Raw genomic sequence first — 18,059 nt, 5'->3', positions numbered from 1 at the left:
ACGCAAAACATCAATGATATGGGGGTTATCCAAATGACATTCTTCTCCTCGCTCGCATGGACAGGCATATCGTTTGTACTGTTCACCGCCCTGGTCGCCATCATTTCCGCATGGAAAACGCGTGACGAACAGCTCGACACCGCCGAAGGCTACTTTCTCGCAGGACGCGGACTTCCCGGTGTGGTCATCGCAGGTTCTCTGCTCCTGACCAACCTTTCCGCAGAACAGCTCGTCGGTCTGAACGGCCAGAGCTGGAAAACCAACATGGGCCCGATCGCCTGGGAGGTCGGCTCGATGTTCACGCTGCTGGTTCTGGCGTACTACTTCCTTCCGAAATACCTCAAAATGGGCGCCATGACCATCCCGTCTCTGATGGAGGAGCGCTACGGCAGAGGCACCAAGACGATGTTCTCGGTCGTAATCGTCGTTATGTACTCCATCCTCAACCTGCCGGTCATCCTCTACTCGGGCGCCGTTGTTTTCGAGCAGATCTTTGACATCTCCGGCATCATGGGCACCAGCAAATTCGTCGCTGTCGCAGTCCTCTGCGTTATCATCGGCATCATCGGCGGCTGCTACGCGATCTTCGGCGGTCTGAAGGCCGTTGCAGTTTCCGATACCATCAACGGCATCGGCCTGATCATCGGCGGTCTGCTGATCCCGTTCCTCGGCTTCGCGGCTCTGTCCGCAGCAACCGGCGGTCACGGCATTCTCGACGGCGTAAAGTACATGATCGAGGCTGATCCGGCCAAGATGAACGCAATCAACGCATGGAACGCACCGGAGCCGGAGGTTCCGTGGCCGCTGATCATCACCGGTATGTTCTTCAACAACCTGTACTGGTGGTGCACCAACCAGTCCTTTGTCCAGCGTTCTCTCGCGGCAAAGAGCCTCAAGGAAGGCCAGAAGGGCGCTATTTTCTGCGGCTTCCTCAAGTGCCTCGGCCCTCTGTACCTCGTCATCCCGGGCATCATCGCATTCTATCTGCCGTCCATCCAGGAAAAGCTCGCAGCTGCCGGCTCCTCCGCGATCGACTTCGCTTATCCGGCGCTCATCTCTGAGATCGTTCCGAAGCCGGTCATGGGCTTCTTCGCAGCTGTCATGTTCGGCGCGATCCTGTCCTCGTTCAACTCGGTCCTGAACTCCGCGTCCACCATGTTCACCCTCGACCTGTACCGCTCTTCCATCAATCCGAAGGCTTCGGACACCAAGTGCGTCAAGGTCGGCAAGATCTACGGCACCATCGCAGGCTGCATCTCGATCGTCATCGCTCCGTTCATCATGAACGCAGGCGGCATCACCACCTTCCTCAACTCCATGAGCCAGTTTGTATCCCTGCCGGTACTGTGCACCATCCTCGGCATCTTCATGTTCAAGCGCATCCCGAAGTACATGCCCAAGGTCATCACCATCTTCCACGTCGTATGCTACGGTGCGTTCCTGCTCATCAAGCCCTGCTACCCGGGCAGCACGAACCCCATCCACTACCTGTACGCAATGGCTGTTCTGTTCCCGATCGAGCTGCTCATCATGTGGTATCTGAACAAGTATCACCCGGCTGAGGAGTACGAGATCCAGGACGTCGGCGCGGTCGATCTGACCCCGTGGAAGTACCGTCACGTTGTATCTATCATCGGTCTTATCCTTGCGGTTGCCATCTATATCTTCTTCTCTCCCCTCGGCATCGCAGCATAAACCATTTCTCTCTTTTTTCCCTATGCGGCGGCAGTGTGACACTTTTCCGTGCTCACACTGCCCGAACCGCAAAAATTTTTTTGAAATTTTTCGAAATTCCCCCTTGCGTTCTCGTGAACGCAGAGTTATAATCATCTCGTCAAATGAAAAGCGAAGTGCACGCAAGACTGCACGAGCGAAAAACCGACATGCGTGCATTTTACGCAGACAGCTACGGTAAATCACAAAATTCCATTCACCATTTCATATTCACTTATCCAAGGAGGAACTTATCATGGAAAACCTGAACATTGCACTGATCGGCTGCGGTATGATCGGCCGCGAGCACATTGAGCGCATCCAGAACCGCATCCGCGGCGCGAAGATCGTTGCAGTATGCGACGTATTCGAGGAGGGCGCAAAGAAGGGCGCTGAGATCGCCGGCGCCGGCACCAAGATCTACACCGACTTCAATGAAGCAATCAACGATCCGGACGTAAACGCAGTTGTCGTTACCACCCCGGGTCAGTTCCACAAGGGTCCGGTTCTGGCAGCTATCAAGGCTGGCAAGCCGGTATTCTCCGAGAAGCCGCTGGCAAACACCGCTGCTGACGGCAAGGAGATCGTCGAGGCCGAGATGGCCGGCGGCAAGCACCTCGTTCAGGTCGGCTTCATGCGCCGCTACGACCGCGGCTACCGCCAGGTCAAGGAGCTGATCGACTCCGGCAAGTTCGGCGCACCGATGGTCATCAAGTGCACCCACCGTGCAGACGGCGTTGCTGACGACTACACCACCGCAATGGCTGTTACCGACACCGCAATCCACGAGATCGACGTTCTGCCGTGGCTCGTAAACGATGAGTGGGACGAGGTACAGTGCATCATGCCGAAGACCAACTCCAAGGTCAAGAATGCGCTGAAGGACCCGCAGATCATGATCATGAAGACCAAGGGCGGCATCATTAACATGCTCGAGGTTAACGTAAACTGCGGCTTCGGCTACGACATCAACTGTGAGGTCGTCTGCGAGAACGGCGTTGTAAACCTGCCATGCCCGTCCTTCCCGACCGTTCGCTACGCTAACGAGGTTTCCACCAAGATCGAGGACAACTGGATCCTGCGCTTCATCGACTCCTACGACGTCGAGATCCAGGACTGGGTCGACCACGCACTCAAGGGCGAGACCGGCGGCTCCTCTGCATGGGACGGCTACGTTGCTTCCATCACCGCTGACGCGCTGGTCAAGTCCCAGACCTCCGGCGTTCCGGAGAAGGTCGTAACCGGCGGCACCCCGGATTTCTACAAGAAGTAAGACCATATCACCTGCGGAGCGGACAGCGATACCACTCCTGCCCGCTCTGCATATCACCTTGATTAAAGATAAGAAAGAATAAAGGAGTTTCCCATCATGAAAATCGGTTTTAACGAAGGCTGCAACCGTTTCTGCGAAAACCACTCCGTACTCGAAGACCTCGACCTGTGCGAGAAGTACGGCGTTGACTACATCGATATCCAGTCCGAGTGCCTCGACCGCGAGATCGCAGCAGGAAAGTACACCATCGACGATCTTGCCGCATGGTTCGCTGACCCGAAGCACCATCTGAAGATGCTTTCCTACAACGCTCTGATCTTCTTCAACATGAAGCAGACCCAGGAGGAAAAGGACGCCGTTATGGCAAAGCTCGATCAGATCATCGAGGACTGCAACAAGCTCCAGTGCAAGATGATCGTCGTCGTTCCGTCCATGGATCTCACCGTTCCGGCTACCCTCGACGAGATCAAGGCTGACGCTGTCGCTGTACTGAAGGAAATGGTCAAGAAGGTTGAGCCGCACGGCATCAAGCTCTCCATCGAGTTCTGCGGCTGCCCGACCATGTCCATCAACCGCTTCGAGGACGCTTACGCGATCGTCGAGGAGGTTAACTCTCCGCTCGTCGGCATCACCCTCGACCAGTATCATTTCCATGCAATGGCTTCTTCTTTCGAGGCTCTCGAGAAGGCCGACGGCAAGAAGATCTTCGTATGGCACCTGAACGGCATGGAGAATATGCCCTGCGGCGCAGCTTACAACAACGACGAGAAGCGTCTGTGGCCGGGCGAGCCGGGCGACTGCCTCGATCACAAGCGCTACGCTGATACCCTCAAGAAGATCGGCTTCGAGGGTGACGTCTGCACCATGGAAGTGTTCCGTCCGGACTACTACAAGCTGTCCAACGAGGAGAACATCAAGACGGCTGCTGAGGCAACCCGCGCTCACGTTGCAAAGTACTGGGGCGAATAAGCCACGGCATTGCCGCACAAGAATTACCCTGTGTTTCCTTTCTGAAAATGTATAACAGAAAAGCGGCCGTTTGCGGCCGCTTTTCTGCGTTATCTGTTACTTTCTTGTCTTGTATCCGCGCTGATACGGTTCCGGCCAGTCATACGGAACATCAAGCGCGCGCGCTGCGTTCATCACCCAGTACGGCTCGCGCAGCAGTGCGCGGCCGAGCGCAACGAGGTCTGCACGCTCATTGCACAAGATCTCCTCCGCGTGATGCGGCTCCGTGATGAGGCCGACGGTGATGGTCGGGAGACCGGTCTGCTGCTTGAGATATTCCGCGATTTTGACCTGATATCCGGGGAAAAGCGCCGGAGGAGGCGTCGGCACAACGCCGCCCGTGCTCACATCGAGCACATCGACATACGGCTTTACCAGCTCCACGATCTTCGCCATCTCGTCCGGGTGCATGCCGTCCGGCTCGTAGTCCTCGGCAGAGACGCGCAGCAGCACCGGCTTTTCCTGCGGCCAGACCTCATGCACCGCCTTGAGGACCTCGATGAGCAGGCGGCAGCGGTTTTCAGTCGAGCCGCCGCAGGCATCGGTACGATGATTGGTGAGCGGCGAAAGGAATTCGCTGAGCAGATAGCCGTGCGCCGCATGGATCTCCACTGCATCAAAGCCTGCCTTCTCCGCACGCTCTGCCGCGTCGCGGAAGGCCTTTACAACATTTTTGCAGTCGCTCTCGTCCATTTCATGCGGCGTTTTCGAGTTTTCATCGAACGGGATGGCGCTCGGCGCAAGAATGACCGGCTCATCCGCCTCACATTTTCGGCCTGCATGGTTGAGCTGAATCGCGACCTTCGCGCCGAGGCGCCGGCATTCGGAAACGAGCGGCGTGAGCGCGTGCATCTGCTCGTCGTTCCACAGGCCGAGACAGTGGTCCGAGATACGGCCGTTCGGCATGACGCCGGTCGCCTCTATGATGATGAGTCCGACGCCGCCCACGGCGCGGGAGGTGTAGTGCGTAAAATGGAACGCATTCGGCATTCCGTTTTCCGCGCTGTACATGCACATCGGCGGCATGACCACACGGTTGCGCAGCGTCATGTTCTTTATCTGAAACGGAGAAAACAGCTTCATTTTTTCGTTGTCCTTTCATCGGCAGCTGCCGGTCTTTTCCCCTATTATACAATAGAACAATTTCTGATACAAGATAGAACAATTTCTGATACAAGCTAAAAAGACCCGGAGACAAGCTCCGGGTCTTTGGTTTCTGTTCAGCTCAGACAGCTTACTTAGCCATGGATGCAACTTCTGCTGCGAAGTCGTCAACCTTCTTCTCGATGCCTTCGCCCTTCTCGAAACGAACGCACTTTACGAGCTTGATCTCGCCGCCCAGCTCCTTGGCAACAGCCTTGATGTGGTTCTCGACGGAGACCTTGTTCTCCTTAACGAAAGCCTGCTGCAGGAGGCAGTTCTCCTCGTAGTACTTGCCGATACGGCCGTCTACCATCTTGTGGATGATCTGCTCCGGCTTCGGCTTAGCAGCGGTCTTGTTCTCCTCGAGTGCCTGGATGAGGAGGATCTCCTTCTCCTTTGCGAGGGTAGCCTCGTCAACGTCGGACTTGTCGAGGAAGGACGGGTTCATAGCAGCAGCCTGCATGCCGATGTCCTTGCCGAGCTCCTTAACGGTTGCGTTGTCCTTCAGGTTGTCAGAAACCTCCAGAGCAACCAGAACGCCGATTACGCCGCCCATGTGGTTGTAGGCAACGTTAACGGTGGAATCGTCAAAACGGTCAAAACGACGGATCTGCAGGTTCTCGCCGATGGTCAGAACCTTCTCCTGGAGAGCGTCCTGAACGGTGCCCTCGCCCATCTTGCAGGCCTTCAGAGCCTCAACGTCAGCCGGAGCGTCCTTGATAACGACAGCAGCCAGATCGCTAACGAACTGCTGGAAGTCAGCGTTCTTTGCAACGAAGTCGGTCTCAGAGTTAACCTCGATGATCGCGCCTACGCCGCACTTGTCGCATACAGTAGCCTTGACCAGGCCCTCAGCAGCGATGCGGTCAGCCTTCTTGGCAGCCTTGGCCAGGCCCTTCTCGCGGAGAAGCTCGATTGCCTTGTCGAAGTCGCCGTCAGCCTCGGTCAGAGCCTTCTTGCAGTCCATCATGCCTACGCTGGTCATTTCGCGGAGCTTCTTTACGTCAGCAGCGGTAAAAGCCATTTTAAATTCCTCCAATTTTGTATTTGTACGATAAAAAACGTAGGGCACAACGACCACGGCGCGCCGGGTCGTCGCGCCCTACGAACAACTCACTTGAATTTATATAGAGTTATGAATTACTCAGCCTTTGCGTCGTCAGCCTTAGCCTCGACCTCGAGCTGCTCGCCCTGCTTGCCTTCCAGAACAGCGTTAGCCATGGTCTGGGAGATGAGCTTGATCGCGCGGATAGCGTCGTCGTTGCCCGGGATAACGTAGTCGATCTCGTCCGGATCGCAGTTGGTATCAACGATTGCAACGATCGGGATGTTCAGCTTGCGAGCCTCAGCGATCGCGTTCTTCTCCTTGCGGGAGTCAACAACGAACAGAGCGCCCGGCAGCTTCTTCATTTCCTTAACGCCGCCCAGGTACTTCTCGAGCTTGGCGATCTCGAGCTGGAGCTTGATAACTTCCTTCTTCGGGAGCAGATCGAAGGTGCCGTCTGCCTGCATCTTCTGCAGCTGGTTCAGACGAGCGATACGGGTACGCATGGTCTTGAAGTTGGTCAGCATGCCGCCCAGCCAGCGAGCGTTTACATAGAACTGACCGCAGCGCTCAGCCTCTTCCTTGATTGCGTCCTGCGCCTGCTTCTTGGTGCCGACGAACAGGATGGACTCGCCGGAAGCTGCCATATCGCGAACGAAGAAGTAAGCCTCCTCGAGCTTCTTAACGGTCTTCTGCAGGTCAATGATATAGATACCATTGCGCTCGGTGAAAATGTAGGTTGCCATTTTCGGGTTCCAGCGACGGGTCTGGTGGCCGAAGTGTACGCCGGCCTCCAGCAGCTGCTTCATAGAAATTACTGCCATTTTAGTTTTCCTCCTTGGTTTTTCCTCCATCCCAGATCATCTGACAGCAGCAACGGGGAACCGTCACCGACTGCTTTCATTACGGGATGTGCGAATTTCATGCTCTAATAGTATATCCGAACTTTCGCCCGGTGTCAATCATTTTTTTGCATTTTTTCGCCTGTTTTCTCGATTTTCTGCCGCACTCCCGCTTTTCCCTTATTTCGGCCGGTACCGCACGAGGATATAGTCCTCGCCGAGCGTTTCGATGCAGCTCCACGGGATGATGCAGCCCTCGCGCGAGAACATGCCGAACAGCCCGCTCGCGGACGGCACGACGATGGCGCTGATCTGGCCGCAGGCCGGGTCAAAGACCAGATCGCATACCTCTCCCATGCGCGCCCCGTCGCACAGGTTGATGACCTCGCGGCAGTGCAGCTCGGAAAACCGCATACTCTCACTCCCCCAGTGCGCGGCGCAGAAAATCGTCTGTCGACTCGAAGGCGGCGCGGTTGAAGCGGCCGAGCTGATAGAGCGACTCCGGGTCGCGCGTCACCGTATTGATGCGCTCCTCGCAGCCGAGCGTGCACAGAAAGCCCATCTTGCGCAAAATCCTTTCGCTCTCCTCCGAGCATGCGCCGAACGGATAGGTATAGCATTCCGGCACCGGCAGACCGATCTCCTCGATCAGCTGCTGGGTCTGCTCGGTATCCTCGTGCAGCAGCTTTGCATAACGCGCTTCGTCCTCGCCGCTCCGCCGCAGACAGCCGCGCCGCTCGCCGTATTCATGCAGATTCCACGAATGGTTCTGTATCTCGAAAACGTCCTCGGTCTCGCGCAGCCGCTCCGCACGCAGATGCGACCAGTAGGCGTTTTCCTCGCCGTTTTCCGTAAAGAGTGCGGTCTGGCTGCCGATGATCGACACGACCGCCCGCATGCCTCTCTGCCGCAGCAGCGGATAGGCATAGACATAGTTATTATAGTAGCCGTCGTCAAAGGTCAGCATGACCGGCTTTGCCGGGAGCGGCGCGCCGTCCCTTGTGTACGCGATGAGGTCGCGTACCGTCACCGTCTCGCAGCCGCGCGCCCGGAGCGCATCGAGGTCGCGCGCGAGCACCTCGGGCGAGACCACATATTTTCCCTGCCGCGCGCCGTCCTTCAGGATGCTGTGATACATGATGATCGGGAGCGTCACGCGCTCCTCGGAAAACACCGTCCGCATCCTCTCCTGCCGCAGCAGGCCGATGCCGAGGCACAGCGCGAGCAGCGTGCACGCCATCTGCACCGCTGTGCGTCCAAAGCCGTATTTCAAGAAAAATCCCCTCCCCGAGCGCCTGTCATAACAGATTATGCCCGGGAAGGGGAAAATATGAGCCTGCCGCGAAACCAGCGTTTCGCCGACGGGCAGTTCTTACGCCTGCTTCTTATACTTCGCTACACCCTCGGTGTACAGATTGCCGCCGACCGAGTCCTGCGAAACGATAGCCGAGAAATTCTCGACCGTCAGGCGCTTGACCGACTCACAGCCGAGCTCATCATACGCGATGACCTCGACCTTTTTGATGGAAGCAGCCTTTGCTGCGCCTGCGCCGCCGATCGCGACCATATATACCGCGCCGTTGCGCTCCATCGCGTCCTGCACGTTCTGATTGCGCACGCCCTTGCCGATCATGCAGGACAGGCCTGCGTCGAGCAGACGGGGCGCGAACGGGTCCATGCGGCCGGAGGTCGTCGGGCCGACCGAGCCGATGACCTGACCCGGCTTTGCCGGGGTCGGGCCTGCGTAGTAGATCGCCGCACCGTCCAGATCGAACGGCAGCTTTTCATCTGCGTCCATCGCCGCAACGATCTTCTTGTGCGCGGCGTCGCGCGCGGTATAGACGATTCCGGTCAGCGATACCGTGTCGCCTGCACGCAGTCTGGGAGCCATTTTCTTCAGCTCTTCGGTTTTCAGATCATAATGAGCCATTTTATTTTTCCTCCGTTTTCGGGCGCAGACTGTTCAGCACATCGCGCAGCCCGTTTTTCGATTTTTCCGTTGTGTTTTTTCCGAGGGAGGCCGAGATGCGGTCGATCTCGCCGATGACCTCGCCCGCCCTGCGCGCCATCTCCTGCGACTCCTGCTGGCTGCGTGCGAGCATCACGCGGTAGTTTTCCTTGGTCTCCTCGAGCTGGCGGCGCACCTGCTCGATGGTCTCGAGCGACTGGCGGCGCAGCTTCTGAAGCTCGGTTTTTGCGTCCTCCTCGATCTGCTTGGCGCGGCGGTAGGCCGAAAGCTCCATCTCCGCGATCTTGTCCTTGGACTGGTCATACTCGCCGCATTTCGCCGCGAGCTTGGCGTTTTCGCTCGTCAGGCGGTCGTTCTCCGCCGCAAGCGTCTCCGCGCGCTCGTTCTGCGCCTCGATCTCGGTCGTCTGGAGCGAAAACCCCTTTTCGATCTCATCGAGCTGCGCCTGTATCCGGTCCATATCGAGCGTCATCGCGCCCAGACGCTCCAGCAGCTCCGCATTTTTCTCCGTGAGCTTTTCGTTCTGCCCGCGCAGCTCGCCCATCGCCGTCTGTGCATCATCCAGACTGCCCCGCAGGCGTTCCGACTCCTCGTAATACTTCGCGTCGGTCTCCTCTATGTAGCGCAGCACATCCTCGCGCCGAAAGCCGCCGAACACCGCGCTCCGAAACCCCTTCGTCTGCTCGTCCATTCGATACGCCCCCTCCGTTTTCGTAGTCTCTTATAAAGTACAGTATACCAAACCGCGCGGTCAATAGCAACCGCCGGCACGCGAAAAAGTCTGCGTTTCGTCAAAAATGCGCGCTCTCGCGCGGCTGATGTCTGTGCGCAGAAGCGGCTTTTGGGCAAATTGATTTTTTCATTTCTCCTACTTGTAAAATCCGCTCGAATTCAGTAAAATAGAAGAGAAAAGAATTTTGAAATCACGGGGGAATGAACGGAACATGAAAAAAATCGGTTTTGACAACGAAAAGTACATTGCAACCCAGTCGGCGCACATCAAGGAGCGCATCGCGCATTTCGGCGGCAAGCTGTACCTTGAGTTCGGCGGCAAGCTGTTCGACGACTACCACGCAAGCCGCGTTCTGCCCGGCTTCGAGCCGGACAGCAAGGTCCGCATGCTGTGCCAGATGAAGGACGACGCAGAGATCGTCATCGTCATCTCGGCCGGCGACATCGAGAAGAACAAGGTCCGCTCCGACCTCGGCATCACCTATGATGTGGATGTGCTTCGCCTCATCGACGCCTTCCGCGGCATCGGTCTGTATGTCGGCTCGGTCGTGATCACGCAGTACGCCGGTCAGGCGGCTGCGGACGCCTTCAAAAAGCGTCTGACCGCGCTCGGCATGCCGGTCTATATGCACTACCCCATCGCAGGCTATCCGGGCAATGTTCCGCTCATCGTTTCCGACGAGGGCTACGGACGCAACGAGTACATCGAGACCACCCGCCCGCTCGTTGTCATCACCGCACCCGGCCCCGGCTCGGGCAAGATGGCGACCTGCCTCAGCCAGCTCTACCATGAGCACAAGCGCGGCGTGACCGCAGGTTATGCGAAATTCGAGACCTTCCCCATCTGGAACCTGCCGCTCAAGCATCCGGTCAACCTCGCCTACGAGGCGGCGACCGCCGACCTGAACGACGTCAACATGATCGACCCGTTCCACCTCGAGACCTACGGCGTGACCACGGTCAACTACAACCGCGACGTCGAGATCTTCCCGGTCGTTTCCGCCATCTTCGAGCAGATCGCCGGCGAAAGTCCCTATCATTCCCCGACCGATATGGGCGTCAACATGGCGGGCAACTGCATCATCGACGACGATGCCTGCCGCGAGGCCTCCTGCCAGGAGATCATCCGCCGCTACTATCAGGCGCTCTGCGATGTCCGCATGGGTCTCGGCGACGAGAGCAGCGTGCGCAAGCTCGAGCTGCTGATGAATCAGGCGAACGTATCCACCGCGAACCGTCCGGTCGCCGCCGCCGCACTCAGGCGCGCAGATGAGACCGGCGCGCCCGCGGCCGCCATCGAGCTGCCCGACGGCACCATCGTCACCGGCAAGACCACTGCCCTGCTCGGCTCCTCGGCCGCAGCCCTGCTCACCGCGCTCAAGACGCTCGCCGGTCTGCCGCACGACCTGCACGTCCTGCCGCAGCTCATCATCGAGCCGATCCAGAAGCTCAAGATCGAGGGCCTCGGCAATCACAATCCCCGCCTGCACACCGACGAGGTGCTCATCGCGCTGTCCATCTCGGCGGCGACCAACCCGGTCGCGGAGCTCGCGCTCGCGCAGCTGTCCAGACTTTCCGGCTGCGAGGTCCATTCCTCCGTCATGCTCGCGCAGGTCGATACCGGCGTTTTCAAAAAGCTCGGCATGAACCTCACCTGCGAGCCGCATTACCAGACCAAAAAGCTCTATCACAAGTAAATCCCGGAGCCTCCCGTTTTTCTGCGACGAGGCTCTTTCTCTTGCAAAAATTCAATTTCTATCCGCTGTCGCCTTGCATTCCGCACAGAATAATGCTATGATAAAGCAGTATGAAAAAAATCCTGCACAATGGAGACAGATATATGTTAGAACTGAAAGATTTCGAGGCGGCAGCCGACCGTCTGAAAAACGTAATCCACAACATCCCGCTGTCGACTTCTGCAACCTTCTCCGCCATGACCGGCGCCGAGGTCTATCTGAAGTACGAAAACCAGCAGAAAACCGGCTCGTTCAAGGTGCGCGGCGCGTACAACAAGATCATGAAGCGCTATGCCGAGGGCGACCTGCATGCAGTCGTCGCATCCTCCGCAGGCAACCACGCACAGGGCGTTGCCTTCGCGGCAAGCTCGGTCGGCGTCAAGTCCACCATCGTCATGCCGCGCTCCACGCCGATCGCCAAGGTCTCCGCGACCCAGGGCTACGGCGCTGATGTCGTTCTGGCGGGCAACATCTATGACGAAGCCTACGCCAAGGCCTGCGAGATCTGCGAGGAGACCGGCGCGGAGTTCATCCATCCGTTCGATGACGAGGACGTCATGGCCGGCCAGGGCACCATCGCGCTCGAGATCCTGCGCGACCTGCCGTTTGTCGACATGATCTTCGTTCCGGCCGGCGGCGGCGGACTGATCTCCGGTGTCGCTGCCTGCGCCAAGCAGATCAACCCGCGCATCCAGATCATCGGCGTACAGGCCGAGGGTGCTCCGGCGATCGCGAATTCCTTCCGCGCCGGCGAGCGCAAGCCGTCTGATTCCGTTCACACCATCGCGGACGGCATCGCGGTAAAGACTCCGGGCGAAAAGACCTTCGAATATATCCAGAAGTACGTAGACCGCGTTGTCACGGTCTCCGACGACGAGATTGCCTCCGCCGTCCTGCTGCTGCTCGAGCGCTGCAAGCAGGTCGTTGAGACCTCCGGCGCCGCTCCGCTCGCGGCCGTGCTCAACAACAAGGTCGACGTCAAGGGCAAAAAGGTCGTCTGCGTCCTGTCCGGCGGCAACATCGACGTTTCCTTCATCCACAAGATCGTCGAGAAGGGCCTCATCACCCGCTGCCGTCAGCTCAAGTTCTCCGTGCTCATGCCGGACGCACCGGGCGCTCTCGAGCGCTTCTCGCATATCGTTGCGCAGCAGAACGCGAACATCATCCTGTTCCAGCATGACCGCGTACAGACCGACCTCGAGATCGGCGAAGCGATCATCCATGTCGTCTGCGAAGTCGGCGGCGTAGACCACGCCAAGCGCCTGATCGATACCCTCGGCCGCGAGGGCTACCGGGTATTCACCTCGCAGATTTAAGGCGGCGCCTCACAAGCTCTGTCAGACCGCCGGCATTTCCGCCGGCGGTCTTTTCAGATATACACAGAGATAAAAACGCAACGTGCATTCTGCACCAGAGCCGGTAGGTAGCCCGGCCGTCCTGTGTCTTTCGCAGGGTAAGTAACCCTCCCTCCGGGTCGTCCCTTCTCTGTTCCACATTTTTTCAGGAGGGATAACCATGAGCAGAATCAAATCCAGGCTGACCGTGTTTTTCGAGGAACCGTTCTGGGTCGGCGTGTTCGAGCAGGAGACAGACGGCGTCATGCGCGCCGCCCGTGTTGTGTTCGGCGCGCAGCCGACCGATGCGGAGGTATTCGAGTTCGTGCTCAGGCACGCAGACCGGCTCCGCTACAGGCCGCCGGTCGAAGGCAGACTGTCAAGGGAGACCGCGAACCCGAAAAAACGCCGCCGCGAGGCGGCGCGTGAGACCGGCCAGCGCGGCATCGGCACCCGCTCGCAGCAGGCTTTACAGCTTGCGCGTGAGCAGAGCAGGCTCGAAAAACGCGAGAGCAGCCGCGCACGCCGTCAGGCCGAACAGGCCCGAAGGTTTGCGCTCCGCACGGAAAAGCGCCACGAAAAGCACCGCGGCCACTGATTTTGCGCAAAGAAAAGCACAGAGGTTTTATTTTCCTCTGTGCTTTTTGTTTTACGCTTCTGCGCTGTCGAAGGCCGCGAGCGGACGCGGACGGTGGTCGAGCAGCGCGCGCTCGACGCTCCAGTAGAACGACTGCTCGCCGAGCAGCTCAACAATACCTGCGCGGCGCAGCATGGTCATCGTAGCGCTCGGAACGCCGCATACCACGACGTCGATGCCGCGCTCCTTGAGCTCGCGCAGCATGGGCAGCAGCGTCTGCGCCGCCGAAACATCCACGCTCGGCACACCGCGCATGGAGAGCAGCAGCGTGTCGCAGCGGCCGATATGCTCGGGCAGCTCCTCGAGCGTGCCGATGTTCGCGAACAGCAGCGGCCCGGTAATGTATGCGACCATCGCGTTGCTATAACGCTCGCTCAGCGTGTCATCGTCCGTTCTGAGCCGGGACATATCGACGCGCTCGTAGTTGATCTGGAGCTTGGACAGACGGGCAACCATCAGGATAAGACCGAGGCCGACGCCGACAACGATCGCGACCGTCAGATCGAACACGATCGTGCACGCCATGGTGACGATGAACTTCGCCATCGCGCCCTTGAACTTGTGCTGGAACACATAGCGGATCGCGCTCCACTCGTTCATGCGCCATGCCGTGACCATCAGCACGCCGGCGAGCGCCGCCATCGGAACGTTCGAGATGATCGGCGCGAGCACGAGCATCATGATGAGCAGGCCGACAGCGTGGAAGATGCCGGTCAGGCGGGTCTGTGCGCCCGAGCGGACGGCAACCGAGGTACGCGCGAGCGCAGCGGTCGCCGGAATGCCGCCGAACATCGGCAGCACCATGTTGCCGACGCCCTGCGCGAACAGCTCCTGGTCGTTGTTCAGCTTGACGCCGGTCGCTCTGCCTGCGCTCGCGCCGCACAGCAGACTCTCCAGCATATTGAGCACAGCGATGGAAAACGCCGGTGCGAGCAGTGTCGGAACCGTTGCCCAGTCGATCTGAGACGGCGACAGGCGGTCGGGCAGCATGAGCGACTTCGGAATGTCGCCGACGGTCGCGATGTCCAGCTTGAAGATCATGGTAGCCGCCGTCGCGATGATGATGCCGACGAGCGACGCCGGTACGACCGCGTTCCACTTCTTCGGGAAGAATACCATAAGCAGAACGATGAGCAGCGCAACGATGGTCGTCGTCATGTTCGGATGAAAGCCCAGACGGCTGTAGCTTGCGAGCTTGGCGAGCGCCGAGCCGCCCTCAGAATGCGTGCCGAAAAAGTTGTCGATCTGGCCGAGCGCGATGATGACCGCGATGCCCGATGTAAAGCCGGTGATGACCGGCGCCGGTACGAACGCGGTCAGATTGCCGAGATGCAGCACTGCCGCGATGATCAGCATGATGCCGGCGAGAAAGGTCGCCACGAACATGCCCTGCATGCCGTAGGCGCCGATCAGCGAGCCGAGGATGGCCGCCATCGCGCCGGTCGGACCCGAGATCTGATAATATCCGCCGGTGAGCGCCGAGATCACGAGACCTGCAACGATCGCCGTGACCAGACCGCAGGCCGCCGTAGCGCCGGCGGACACGCCGAACGCCAGAGCGAGCGGCAGAGCGACCGCCGCGACCGTGAGGCCGGCCATCAGATCCTGCGACAGCTTTTTGCCGTTATAGCCTGCAAATTCCCGTCGGAGCTGCTTAAAAAAGCTCATTCCCATTTTCATTCCCCTTATAGATGTATTTTGACACAAAAAAATTCCGCGTGTCGCTGCGGAACCATCGGAAACGCCTGCGTTCCCGCGCCGGACCTCCGGCATTTTCTTTTTCTCGCGGTACGGCCGCGCCTGTGTCATCATCTCCTTTATCGAAAGAATCCCCTTATTTCTCTCCGCTGCGTCAAAAGACGCAGATATATAGTTATTATATCATCGTATCTGCGTAAAGAAAAGTATAAATTTCGTTCGAATTTTTTCTCTGTTTTGTGGCAAACGCAAAAAAGACTGCCGCGGCAGCCTTTTCTGACGGCGCGGCAGTCTTCTCTTATCCTTTCCGGCGGCGCGGCTTTTCCTCCTCGCCGACCGACACAATATAGTTATGGCGGTATTTGTTCGGCGGCATACCGACGTTCTTGGTAAACTGAAGATTAAAATAGCTCGACGAGTCATAGCCGACCATCTCCGCGATGCGCGTGACCGAGAGCTCGGTCGTGATGAGCAGGGTCTGCGCCTCTCCGATGCGGCGGCGCAGCAGATACTGCACGGGCGAATAGCCGCTCATTTCCTTGAACACATGGGACAGGTAGTACGGACTGATGTGCATGGCCTCGCCCATGCTCTGAAGCGTGATCGGCTCCATGTAGTGCCGGTCTATGTAGTCCTTGATGCGGCGGCCGAGGATATGCGGCGCATCGGCCGGTATCTCCTGCGCCCCGCGCGCACCCTCGGTCACGGTGAGGACGGCGACGAGCAGCGCGTGCATCAAACTGCTGCAGAACAGCTCGGCGTGCGGCTCTCCTGCCGCGAGATTGCGGAACATCATCTCAAACAGTGCCTTCAGATCCGCGAAATACCTGCCCGTCGGGAACACGTAGCCTGCCTCGTCCGGGATGAGCGCGTTCGGGCGCAGGCCGGGCATATGCAGTCCCCCGACCCCGACACAGTAGCTTCCGACCTCCATATCCGGCCCGGATACCTCGTCATGCACCACGCCGGCGTTATACACGAGCAGATCACCGGCCTCGATGACGGTTTTCTTGTCGTGAATGAGATATTCGCTCGAGCCGCTGCAGATCAGGATCAGTTCAACGGCATCCTCGTGCGCGTGCATGACGCGCGGATGTGCGCTCGCATCCGGCCGGATCTCGCTGACATAGAGCAGCTTCGGCTGATTTTCGCCGGTAAAGATCGGCTCGATCTGCTTTTCCACAAAACACTGTACATTCAGGCTTGGCTGCGGCATGGTTCTCTATCCCCTCTCTGCGCGATTTTTCCTGTTCCAGTATAGCACGGACAGTCTGTGCATGACAACAAAAAAGGACCTGTCGAAACAGATCCTTAGCTGGTCGAGGTGACAGGATTTGAACCTGCGGCCTCTTCGTCCCGAACGAAGCGCTCTACCAAGCTGAGCCACACCTCGAAATGATGGTCGCCGTATCTCGCAGCGACTTTTATATTATAACGCACGGGCCATGTTTTGTCAAGACTTTTTTCATCTTTTCAAAACCGGTCTGCGTAAAAGAGAAAAACAAGCGGCAAGCTTTTAACGGCTTGCCGCCGTTGGTCGAGGTGACAGGATTTGAACCTGCGGCCTCTTCGTCCCGAACGAAGCGCTCTACCAAGCTGAGCCACACCTCGATTTGCTGTCTCACGTTCTCCGTGACAGCTTTTATATTATATCGCGCATTTCGTCAGATGTCAACACTTTTTTCAAAAAAATTTTCCATGTATTTTTCAAAGCAGCAGGGCGGCAGAATGCCGCCCTCAGTCTGTCAATGAAATCCATTTAGGGAGATGTCGCTGCTGTCGCGCGGCGGCACGCATGAAATAGCAATCACTTCGTGATTGCATAAAAACCGGGGGCGTGTACCTCGGTTTTTATACTTCCGGAGGGAGAAAGTTTCCGAATGGGAACTTTCGGACGACTCGTGTTCTGCGAAGTCAGAACACACTTGTCGGCGAAACTATAGTTTCGCGACAGTCTTTGCCGCCCCGTTCTCCCCTGCTTACAGTGTCTCGACGAGCGTTTTCACGTACTCACGGAACACGCCGCCGCGCTTTTCCGCGATCTCATTGACCTCCGCGCCCGACAGCGGCTTGTTCAGCACACCGGCGGCCATATTGGTGATCATGGCGATGCCGAGGACGGGCAGACCGCAGTGCGCCGCCGCGATGACCTCGAACACGGTGGACATGCCGACCGCATCCGCGCCGAGCGTGCGGAACGCGCGGATCTCCGCCGGGGTCTCGAACTGCGGGCCGTTCACGCCGATGTATACGCCGCGGCGCAGCACCGTGCCGCACTGTTCCGCCGCCGTGAGCGCCTTTTCGCGCAGCGCCGGTGCGTAGGCGAACGTCATGTCCGAGAAGCGCGTGCCGAGAGAGGCGTCATTCGCGCCGGTCAACGGACTCTTTCCCGTCAGGTTGATATGATCCTCGATCAGCATGAAATCGCCCACCTCGAAGCCGGTGTTGATGCCGCCCGAGGCATTCGTGACGACGAGCGCCTGAATGCCGAGCTCTCGCAGCACATAGACCGGATAAGCGATCTCGTCCGGCGCGTAGCCCTCGTAGCCGTGCAGACGGCCCTGCATACAGACGATGCGGCGGCCTGAGAGCGTGCCGCAGACCAGACGGCCTGCATGGTCGGGAGCGGTCGAGACGCGGAAATGCGGGATATCGCCATACGGGATGCAGACCGGCTGCTCGATCTCCTCCGCGAGCGGGCCGAGGCCCGAGCCGAGGACGATGCCGATCTCCGGGATAAACGGCAGCTTTCCGCGCAGGAAATCCGCCGACTGCTTTACTTCATCATATGTCAGCATGGTTTGTCCCTCCTCGTATAATAAGTTAAAAGTAAATAGTTTCAGGTATCAGCAGGCTTTGAGGTGCCCGTGATACAATAGCTGTAGGACAGCAGGGTCAAGTTCTTGGACCTCCAGTTGAGCCGCAAGGC

Annotated in this window: 16 protein-coding genes and 2 tRNA genes; 6 read left to right on the top strand and 12 right to left on the bottom strand. The window is 58.3% G+C overall.

Annotated elements, in window-relative coordinates; genetic code table 11:
* Nucleotides 1-18: 18 nt before the first annotated feature.
* From H8S02_RS10500 to H8S02_RS10490, 3 genes are all read left to right on the top strand, one after another.
* Entirely contained in the window at nucleotides 19-1,695 is a 1,677-nt protein-coding gene (locus H8S02_RS10500) for a solute:sodium symporter family transporter (protein ID WP_243166503.1), read from the top strand.
* A 274-nt stretch (nucleotides 1,696-1,969) separates the two neighbouring features.
* Nucleotides 1,970-2,986: a Gfo/Idh/MocA family protein gene (locus tag H8S02_RS10495; protein ID WP_118686263.1), complete on the top strand. Its 1,017-nt coding sequence runs from the start codon at nucleotides 1,970-1,972 to the stop codon at nucleotides 2,984-2,986.
* Nucleotides 2,987-3,082: 96 nt separating this feature from the next.
* Nucleotides 3,083-3,955 (top strand): sugar phosphate isomerase/epimerase family protein, encoded by an 873-nt coding sequence (locus H8S02_RS10490; RefSeq protein WP_118686262.1) that lies wholly within the window; start codon nucleotides 3,083-3,085, stop codon nucleotides 3,953-3,955.
* Between the two features lie 96 nt (nucleotides 3,956-4,051).
* Here the strand turns inward: H8S02_RS10490 and namA are convergent, their stop codons facing one another.
* The 7 genes from namA to H8S02_RS10455 form a co-directional block, all read right to left on the bottom strand.
* Nucleotides 4,052-5,077 (bottom strand): NADPH dehydrogenase NamA, encoded by a 1,026-nt coding sequence (gene namA, locus H8S02_RS10485; RefSeq protein WP_186970478.1) that lies wholly within the window; start codon nucleotides 5,075-5,077, stop codon nucleotides 4,052-4,054.
* Between the two features lie 151 nt (nucleotides 5,078-5,228).
* The gene (tsf, locus tag H8S02_RS10480) at nucleotides 5,229-6,161 is read right to left on the bottom strand and encodes a translation elongation factor Ts (RefSeq protein ID WP_186970477.1); all 933 of its coding nucleotides are present in this window, start codon (nucleotides 6,159-6,161) and stop codon (nucleotides 5,229-5,231) included.
* A 116-nt stretch (nucleotides 6,162-6,277) separates the two neighbouring features.
* Nucleotides 6,278-7,006: a 30S ribosomal protein S2 gene (gene rpsB / locus H8S02_RS10475; RefSeq protein ID WP_118686260.1), complete on the bottom strand. Its 729-nt coding sequence runs from the start codon at nucleotides 7,004-7,006 to the stop codon at nucleotides 6,278-6,280.
* Between the two features lie 198 nt (nucleotides 7,007-7,204).
* Complete coding sequence (locus H8S02_RS10470) at nucleotides 7,205-7,438, bottom strand: PRC-barrel domain-containing protein (RefSeq protein WP_186970476.1); 234 nt, start codon at nucleotides 7,436-7,438, stop codon at nucleotides 7,205-7,207.
* Between the two features lie 4 nt (nucleotides 7,439-7,442).
* Nucleotides 7,443-8,297, bottom strand: a complete 855-nt coding sequence (locus H8S02_RS10465) for a polysaccharide deacetylase family protein (RefSeq protein ID WP_186970475.1) — start codon at nucleotides 8,295-8,297, stop codon at nucleotides 7,443-7,445.
* Nucleotides 8,298-8,396: 99 nt separating this feature from the next.
* Entirely contained in the window at nucleotides 8,397-8,954 is a 558-nt protein-coding gene (locus tag H8S02_RS10460) for a FumA C-terminus/TtdB family hydratase beta subunit (protein WP_186970474.1), read from the bottom strand.
* A 1-nt stretch (nucleotide 8,955) separates the two neighbouring features.
* Complete coding sequence (locus H8S02_RS10455; RefSeq protein WP_186970473.1) at nucleotides 8,956-9,684, bottom strand: hypothetical protein; 729 nt, start codon at nucleotides 9,682-9,684, stop codon at nucleotides 8,956-8,958.
* 253 nt (nucleotides 9,685-9,937) lie between these two features.
* On the opposite strand from H8S02_RS10455, the gene H8S02_RS10450 reads away from it, so the two are divergent.
* The 3 genes from H8S02_RS10450 (at nucleotide 9,938) to H8S02_RS10440 (ending at nucleotide 13,393) form a co-directional block, all read left to right on the top strand.
* Nucleotides 9,938-11,422, top strand: a complete 1,485-nt coding sequence (locus H8S02_RS10450) for a DUF1846 domain-containing protein (protein WP_186970472.1) — start codon at nucleotides 9,938-9,940, stop codon at nucleotides 11,420-11,422.
* Between the two features lie 143 nt (nucleotides 11,423-11,565).
* Nucleotides 11,566-12,777 carry a threonine ammonia-lyase gene (ilvA, locus tag H8S02_RS10445; protein ID WP_186970471.1) on the top strand — a complete coding sequence of 404 codons (1,212 nt, stop codon included), beginning with the start codon at nucleotides 11,566-11,568 and terminating at the stop codon, nucleotides 12,775-12,777.
* A gap of 199 nt (nucleotides 12,778-12,976) precedes the next feature.
* A complete protein-coding gene (locus tag H8S02_RS10440) occupies nucleotides 12,977-13,393 on the top strand; it encodes a YjdF family protein (protein ID WP_186970470.1) in 417 nt (138 codons plus the stop codon).
* 51 nt (nucleotides 13,394-13,444) lie between these two features.
* On the opposite strand, the gene H8S02_RS10435 is transcribed toward H8S02_RS10440, so the two are convergent.
* The 5 genes from H8S02_RS10435 to H8S02_RS10415 all read right to left on the bottom strand — a co-directional run bounded on the left by H8S02_RS10435 (nucleotide 13,445) and on the right by H8S02_RS10415 (nucleotide 17,928).
* Entirely contained in the window at nucleotides 13,445-15,100 is a 1,656-nt protein-coding gene (locus H8S02_RS10435) for a SulP family inorganic anion transporter (RefSeq protein ID WP_243166502.1), read from the bottom strand.
* Between the two features lie 328 nt (nucleotides 15,101-15,428).
* Complete coding sequence (locus H8S02_RS10430; protein ID WP_186970468.1) at nucleotides 15,429-16,346, bottom strand: AraC family transcriptional regulator; 918 nt, start codon at nucleotides 16,344-16,346, stop codon at nucleotides 15,429-15,431.
* Nucleotides 16,347-16,446: 100 nt separating this feature from the next.
* Nucleotides 16,447-16,523 (bottom strand) — tRNA-Pro (locus tag H8S02_RS10425).
* A gap of 141 nt (nucleotides 16,524-16,664) precedes the next feature.
* Nucleotides 16,665-16,741 (bottom strand) — tRNA-Pro (locus H8S02_RS10420).
* A gap of 368 nt (nucleotides 16,742-17,109) precedes the next feature.
* Nucleotides 17,110-17,928 carry a purine-nucleoside phosphorylase gene (locus H8S02_RS10415; RefSeq protein ID WP_186970467.1) on the bottom strand — a complete coding sequence of 273 codons (819 nt, stop codon included), beginning with the start codon at nucleotides 17,926-17,928 and terminating at the stop codon, nucleotides 17,110-17,112.
* Nucleotides 17,929-18,059: the final 131 nt, after the last annotated feature.

This window comes from Agathobaculum hominis, assembly GCF_014288055.1.
GTDB classification, from domain to species: Bacteria; Bacillota; Clostridia; order Oscillospirales; family Butyricicoccaceae; genus Agathobaculum; species Agathobaculum hominis.
Note: the sequence above shows the minus strand (reverse complement) of the source record. Positions and strands in the feature narration are given on the sequence as shown.